Source organism: Collinsella aerofaciens (assembly GCF_040915425.1).
Taxonomy (GTDB): Bacteria; Actinomycetota; Coriobacteriia; order Coriobacteriales; family Coriobacteriaceae; genus Collinsella; species Collinsella aerofaciens_BW.
Genome location: NZ_JBCPDN010000092.1, coordinates 1 through 6,340, shown reverse-complemented (window position 1 = coordinate 6,340; position 6,340 = coordinate 1). Strand labels below are relative to the sequence as shown.

Sequence of the window (6,340 nt, the reverse complement as noted above, 5' to 3'; positions counted from 1 at the left end):
GCCCTTGGAGCCCGGCTCACCGGCATGGGGGTTCTCAATCATGTGTTGAGCGATGTAGTCGCGCAGGCGGTCAACCTTATCCTCGTTGCCATGCTCGAGCATACGGGAAAAATCCGCCACACCTGCCTCAAGGCTTTCGAAGGTATCGCGACGAGGCGATTCAAAGTATGTAACCTGCGGCAACGCACCCATCTGAATGAGGATGTTGAAGGCGTACACAAAGCCATTACTGCAGGTAACCGAGGCGCCAATGGCGTTCATCAGGTGCAGATCATAGCGCGGGCTGGAGTTGGCGACCATCGTGACAGCACAACGCCGACGAGCCGTACGATCAAGCTTGGCAAGCGCGCCTTTTAGGTTGGTCGTCGTAACCGACCGACTGGCAAAGGCAACATCTACCGCTTTTGCGATCGGTCCAACCAAATACCAGTCATCATCCCAAGCAAGCTCAAGCGGCGTAATAAGATCTTCGAGCCCGTAATACTCAATGCCGGCATCAAGCGTGCCCAACATGGCAGGAGAGAAGTCGGCAGCAATCACGGAATGCCCAGCCTGAGCAAGCGGAATAGCAATCGACCCAGCCCCACACCCCATATCAAGCACCGACTCACCAGGCTTCAACGCCAACAGCTTTATAAAATCCCGAGCATAAGGGGCAGTCTCCAACGGCCGAAAATGCCGAGCCCTTTTATCCCACTCAAAAGAATCATCAGCCCGTCGCCGACCAGCTTGCAGGCGCATCCATTCGCCATTCCAATCCGCAGCAAGCAGCTCAGAACGATTCTCCCCATCAACCACGGGCCAACCTCCTAGCAACAAAAAAGCGACTCCTCCCAAAAGAAGAGCCGCAACCAGCATATATCAGAAAGAACCGTTCCAACGCCAAACCGCCCTCACAACCAAGGCGGGCAGGAGCGAAGCGACTGCCATACGGGATAGAACCCAACTGAGGTCCCGTTGTGCGGGAGCCCCGGGGAGGGCAAATATATAAGGTCGATCGCGAGTTCCGCACGAGCCGGAGAGCACTTAATGTGCTCTCCGTGCGAGTCAGGACTGTCCGAGCAGGCGACCTTATATATTTGCCCTCCTCGGGGCTCCTCGCCCGAACCCCTCAGCTAGTTCTTGAGCGAGTTCAGCGGTGCCGGGAAGCGTCCGCCACGGTGGGCAAGCACGGTGCCGGCGTTGGGGTTCACCGGCATGATGGGCGCACGGCCGAACAGGCCGCCGTACTCGACGCAGTCGCCCACGCCCTTGCCGATGGCGGGGATCACGCGGACGGCCGTGGTCTTGTTGTTGATGACGCCGATGGCCATCTCGTCGGCGATGATGCCGGCGATGGTCTCGACCGGGGTGTCGCCGGGGATGGCGATCATGTCCAGGCCAACGGAGCACACGCAGGTCATGGCCTCGAGCTTCTCGAGCGAAAGCGCGCCGGCCTCGACGGCGGCGATCATGCCGGCGTCCTCGGACACGGGGATAAAGGCGCCGGAGAGACCGCCCACGCTGGAGCTGGCCATGACGCCGCCCTTCTTGACGGCATCGTTGAGCATGGCGAGCGCACAGGTCGTGCCCGGGCCACCGCAGGTGCCCACGCCGATAATCTCGAGGATGCGCGCGACGGAGTCGCCGATGGCGGGTGTGGGAGCCAGCGACAGGTCGACAATGCCTTTCTCGACACCCAGACGGCGGGCTGCCTCACGGCTCATGAGCTCGCCGGCACGGGTGATCTTAAAGGCGGTCTGCTTAATCTTCTCGGCGACCTCCATCATCGATGCGGAATCGGGCAGCGTCTCCAGGGCTGCGGCCATAACGCCGGGGCCCGAGACGCCTACGTTGATGACGGCGTCGGCCTCGCCACCGCCGTGGACGGCGCCCGCCATAAACGGGGAGTCCTCGACCATATTGGCAAAGCAGACAAACTTGGACGCGCCAACGGAATCCTGGTCGGCCGTGAGTTTAGCGGCATCGATGATGGTCTGGGCGGCCATGAGCACGGCATCCATGTTGATACCGGCGCGCAGGCTGGCGACGTTGACGCTGGAGCAGACGCGGCTCGTGGTAGCGAGCGCCTGGGGGATGGACTGGATGACGCGGCGGTCGGCGTCGCCGATGCCCTTCTGGACGAGTGCGGAGAAGCCGCCCAGGTAATCGATGCCGAGCGTCTCGGCCGCGCGGTCGAGGGCATGCGCGATGGGGGTGAGGTCCTCATCCTTGCAGCACGCGGCGATCTGCGCCACCGGGGTGACGGAAACGCGCTTGTTGACGATAGGGATACCGTACTCGCGCTCGAGGTTCTCAGCGGTCTCGACCAGGTGCTCAGCCGTGTGCGTCACGTGGTCGTAGATCTTCGTGCACATGCGGTCGAGGTTCTCGTCACCGCAACCCATGAGCGAAACACCCATGGTGATGGTTCTGATGTCGAGGTTCTGCTCCTCAACCATGCCGCGGGTTTCCGCGATTTCTGCGGGCGTGATCGCCATCCTTGCGCTCCTATCTGCCAAAACGAGCATAGTCTTATCTATTCTAACGTGCCGCACGTGCCAAGTGGCGCATGCGACACGTTTTGGTGCTCGGTTGTTTCCGTTGTGTTACTGCCCAAAGACCTCTTCGGCGATACGAGCGCTTTCGGCGGCGTCCTTGGCGTAGTAGTCCGCGCCGATCTGCTTGGCGTATTCGGGGGTGAGCACGGCGCCGCCCACGATGATCTTGACGCCCGGCACCTCGGCATGAAGCAGCTTGATAGTCTCCTCCATGGCGACGACCGTGGTAGTCATAAGCGCCGAGAGGCCGACGAGCTTAATGTCACGCTCCTGCACGGTCTTGAGCACCTCTTGCGGGTCGACGTCGCGGCCTAGGTCAAAGACGGTGTAGCCGTAGTTATCGAGCAGCATTTTGACGATGTTCTTGCCAATGTCGTGGATGTCGCCCTTGACGGTCGCCACGCAGATCTTGCCCTTGTCGGCAATCTCGCCGGCGGGCATCAGGCGCTTGATGGTGTCGAAGCCCACGCGTGCCGCCTCGGCCGAGGCCATAAGCTGCGGCAAGAAGAACTTGCCCTGGTCAAAGAGGACGCCCACCTCGTCGAGGGCGGGGATAAAGTGGTTGTTGATAAGATCCATAGCGTCGTGGTCGGCCAGCAGGCGCTCAGTCTCGGTCGCGATCTCGCCCTTACGGCCCGAGACGACCATGCGACGAATTGGGTCGTCGTTGCCGTCGGTGCCGGCGGTGCCAGCAGCGGACACGGTGTCGGTCGATGCGGCCTGAGCTGCTGCCGGGTTTGCGGCGATCTTGTACGGATCGGTCCAGCCGGCGTAGCGCTCGATGTATCCGGTCGAGCCCTCGTCCTCAACGCTCAGGACGCGATAGCTGTAGACGGTATCCATAAAGCGCTTGGAGCCCGGGTTCATGATGGGGGCGTCCAGGCCCGCGCCGAAGGCGGCGGCCAAAAAGACCGAACCCAGCAGCGGGCGGGCAGGCAGGCCAAAGCTGATGTTCGACACGCCGAGCGCGCATTTGACGCCCAGACGCTCCTTGCACAGGGACATGGCGCGTAGGATCTGCTCAGCCTGGCGTTGATTAGTCGAGGCGGTCATGACCAGACAGTCGATGAGGATGCGGTCCGGGCCGATGCCGTAGCGGGCGGCCTCGGCCACGATGCGCTCGGCGATGGCGAAGCGGGCCTCGGCGGTATCGGGGATGCCGCCTTCGTCGAGCGTAAGGCCGACAACGTTGGTGCCGTAGTGGGCGACCAGCGGAAAGATCTCATCCATGATCTGCTGCTTGCCATTGACCGAGTTGATGATGGGCTTGCCGGCGTAGCGGCGCACGGCGGCCTCGACGGCTGCGGGGTCGGTGGAGTCGATCTGCAGCGGCAGCAGCGTGGAGCCCTGGAGCTGTTCGGTCGCCTGTTGGATGATCTTGACCTCGTCGATCTCGGGCAGGCCCACGTTGACGTCCAGAATGTCGGCGCCCTGTTCCTGCTGGCTGATGCCCTGGCTCACAACGTAGTCCAGGTCGCCGTCGCGCAGGGCCTGCTGCAGGCGCTTTTTGCCGGTGGGGTTGATGCGCTCGCCGATGACGGCGATCTTGTGGCCGTCGCAGGGAAGGTCCACGACCGTTTGGGCGCTCGTGACCGACATGCTGGGCTTGCGGCGGCGCGGGCTGGGCGTGTGGTTGTCGATAAGCGTGCGCAGGGCCGCCATGTGCGCCGGCGTGGTGCCGCAGCAGCCGCCCACGACGCTCACGCCGTCGGCGATCATGCCGGCGACGGCCTCGGCGTATTCGGGGGCTTGGATATCAAAGACGGTGTTGCCGTCGTCGTCCACATGGGGGAGTCCCGCGTTGGCCTGCACCATAATGGGCTTATCGGTAACGGTGAGCATACGTGCGGCGAGTCCTCGTAGCTCGGCCGGTCCCTGGCTGCAGTTGATGCCCAAAACGTCGGCGCCGATGGCATCGAGCGTGATGGCGGCCACCTCGGGACTCGTGCCCAGGAAGGTGCGACCGTCTTCCTCGAAGGTCATGGTGGCAAAGACGGGCAGGTCGGAGTTTTCGCGACAGGCGAGGACGGCCGCCTTGATCTCGGCCAGGTCGGTCATAGTCTCGATAATAAAGAGGTCCACACCCGCGGCGACGCCAGCGCGCACTTCCTCGGCAAAGAGGTCGTAGGCCTCGTCGAAGCTCAGGGTGCCCAGGGGGCGAAGCAGCGCGCCGATGGGGCCGATATCGCCGGCGACGTAGCGGGCGCCGGCCTCGCGGGCACAGGCGACGGCCGCGGCAAAGACGTCTGCCACGGTGGCGGCACCGTCGAGCTTGTGGGCGTTGGCGCCAAAGGTGTTGGCGGTGATCACGTCGCAGCCGGCCTCGACATATTGACGTTGGATATCAGTGATAACCTGGGGCTCCTCAAAGTTGAGCAGCTCGGGCAGGGCGCCCGCCTTCATGCCAGCGGCCTGCAGCATGGTGCCCATGCCGCCGTCGAACAGCAAGTGCCCCGTGCCCTCGATGGCGGCGCGCAGGCGATCGTCCTTAATGCGCAGATCGTCGATCGTGCGCGTCTTGTACGTGGCACCGTTGCGACGTGCGGCATCAACGGGTGCCGCCAATGCAGTGCCGTCAGAATCATGAGTGATAAGCGGAGTAAACATCGAGGGCTCCTAATGGCTGGAATAGCAGGTGGTGCGGGCGGCGCGGAAGCGGCAGTTCTTGCGCATGCGGCAGATATTGCAGGTGGGGCGGGTCTGGGCGTCGTGGACTTCGCCGTCGAACAGGCCGATCACCGCGGTCACGCTTTTGGTGGGCATGAGCAGGCTGGTGGGCGTGACGGTCAGGCCGATGAGCCGCGTGGCGTTGAGCGCATCCACGATCGAGCGCTGGGCCGAGAGCGGGCAGTCGCCATAGCCGGGACTGAAGCGCCAGTTGCCGGCGAGTCCGTGTGCGGCGGCGTCCGTCTTGACATGTTGGTCCATTTGCTCAACGGCGGCTTCCACGTAAGCGGAGCACGCGGCGTCGAGCACGGCTCCCTCGAGGGGCTGCTGGGCTCCCGTGGTGCGCAGACGACGCTCGGCGTCCATGCCGAGGGTGCAAGCCATGAGTGCGGCAAAGCGAGCGTCTTTGAGATGTCGATAGATATCGCGACCTCGCAGCTCAACGTTGGTGCCGACCAAGCGAATGCAAGGCTCACTTTGTTCGTCCACGCCCGTGGCATCGACGGCAAACACGCGGCGCACGCCACGGGGCTCAATGTCAAGTTCCAGACGCTCGACCACAAGCTCAATACGTCGTGACAGTTCGGGCTCGATCTGCTGGCCGCCGTAGCCCAGATACCGCAGCATCTCGGCACGGTCGACACGAGGGTGGTGGGCAGCGTCGATACGGTAAAGCGCCGGCGACGCAAGGTCGGCCGGCACTTCAACAACGGTTGTATCGACGTGCGGTTTTTCCATTACCCCAGGCGCTCCATAATGGTCGCGGCGATTGCAGGACGGTTCATAGTGTACAGGTGCAGACCGTCGGCACCGTGCTCCTTAAGGTCGCAAAGCTGACGAGCAGCATAATCTACACCGGCTGCCTGCAGGCTCTCGGGGTCGTTCTCGTACTTGGCGAGGATCTTGATGACGGGGGAGGGCAGCGACGCGCCGCACATAAAGACCATGCGGCTGATCTGCGACTTGCCCATAAACGGCATGATGCCCGCGGTAATGGGCACGGTGATGCCGGCCTTGTCGGCAAGCTCGCGGAAGCGATAGAAGCACTCGTTATCAAAGAAGAGCTGTGTCACAAAGAAGCTCGCGCCGGCGTCTTGCTTTTGCTTGAGGTGCTCGACCGAGAGGTTGAGATC

General features: G+C 62.9%; 5 protein-coding genes. All 5 read right to left on the bottom strand.

Annotated elements, in window-relative coordinates; all coding sequences use genetic code 11:
• Positions 1 to 798: methyltransferase domain-containing protein (locus tag AB5164_RS09575; RefSeq protein ID WP_368148048.1), on the bottom strand; the 798-nt coding region annotated here is incomplete at its 3' end.
• Between the two features lie 317 nt (positions 799 to 1,115).
• The gene (locus tag AB5164_RS09570) at positions 1,116 to 2,480 is read right to left on the bottom strand and encodes a PFL family protein (protein ID WP_117843357.1); all 1,365 of its coding nucleotides are present in this window, start codon (positions 2,478 to 2,480) and stop codon (positions 1,116 to 1,118) included.
• Positions 2,481 to 2,588: 108 nt separating this feature from the next.
• Positions 2,589 to 5,147, bottom strand: coding sequence for a homocysteine S-methyltransferase family protein (locus AB5164_RS09565; RefSeq protein WP_346982317.1), 2,559 nt, complete (start codon positions 5,145 to 5,147; stop codon positions 2,589 to 2,591).
• 9 nt (positions 5,148 to 5,156) lie between these two features.
• The gene (locus AB5164_RS09560; protein WP_368143164.1) at positions 5,157 to 5,945 is read right to left on the bottom strand and encodes a hypothetical protein; all 789 of its coding nucleotides are present in this window, start codon (positions 5,943 to 5,945) and stop codon (positions 5,157 to 5,159) included.
• A partial coding sequence (locus AB5164_RS09555) for a methylenetetrahydrofolate reductase (RefSeq protein ID WP_368148046.1) occupies positions 5,945 to 6,340 on the bottom strand: 396 nt, incomplete at its 5' end. The genes AB5164_RS09555 and AB5164_RS09560, both read right to left, overlap by 1 nt.

What these genes read in the sequence shown, in the direction of transcription:
- AB5164_RS09570 (WP_117843357.1), bottom strand. Translation starts at nt 2,480, where the DNA reads ATGGCGATCACGCCCGCAGAAATCGCGGAAACCCGCGGCATGGTTGAG.
- AB5164_RS09565 (WP_346982317.1), bottom strand. Translation starts at nt 5,147, where the DNA reads ATGTTTACTCCGCTTATCACTCATGATTCTGACGGCACTGCATTGGCG.
- AB5164_RS09560 (WP_368143164.1), bottom strand. Translation starts at nt 5,945, where the DNA reads ATGGAAAAACCGCACGTCGATACAACCGTTGTTGAAGTGCCGGCCGAC.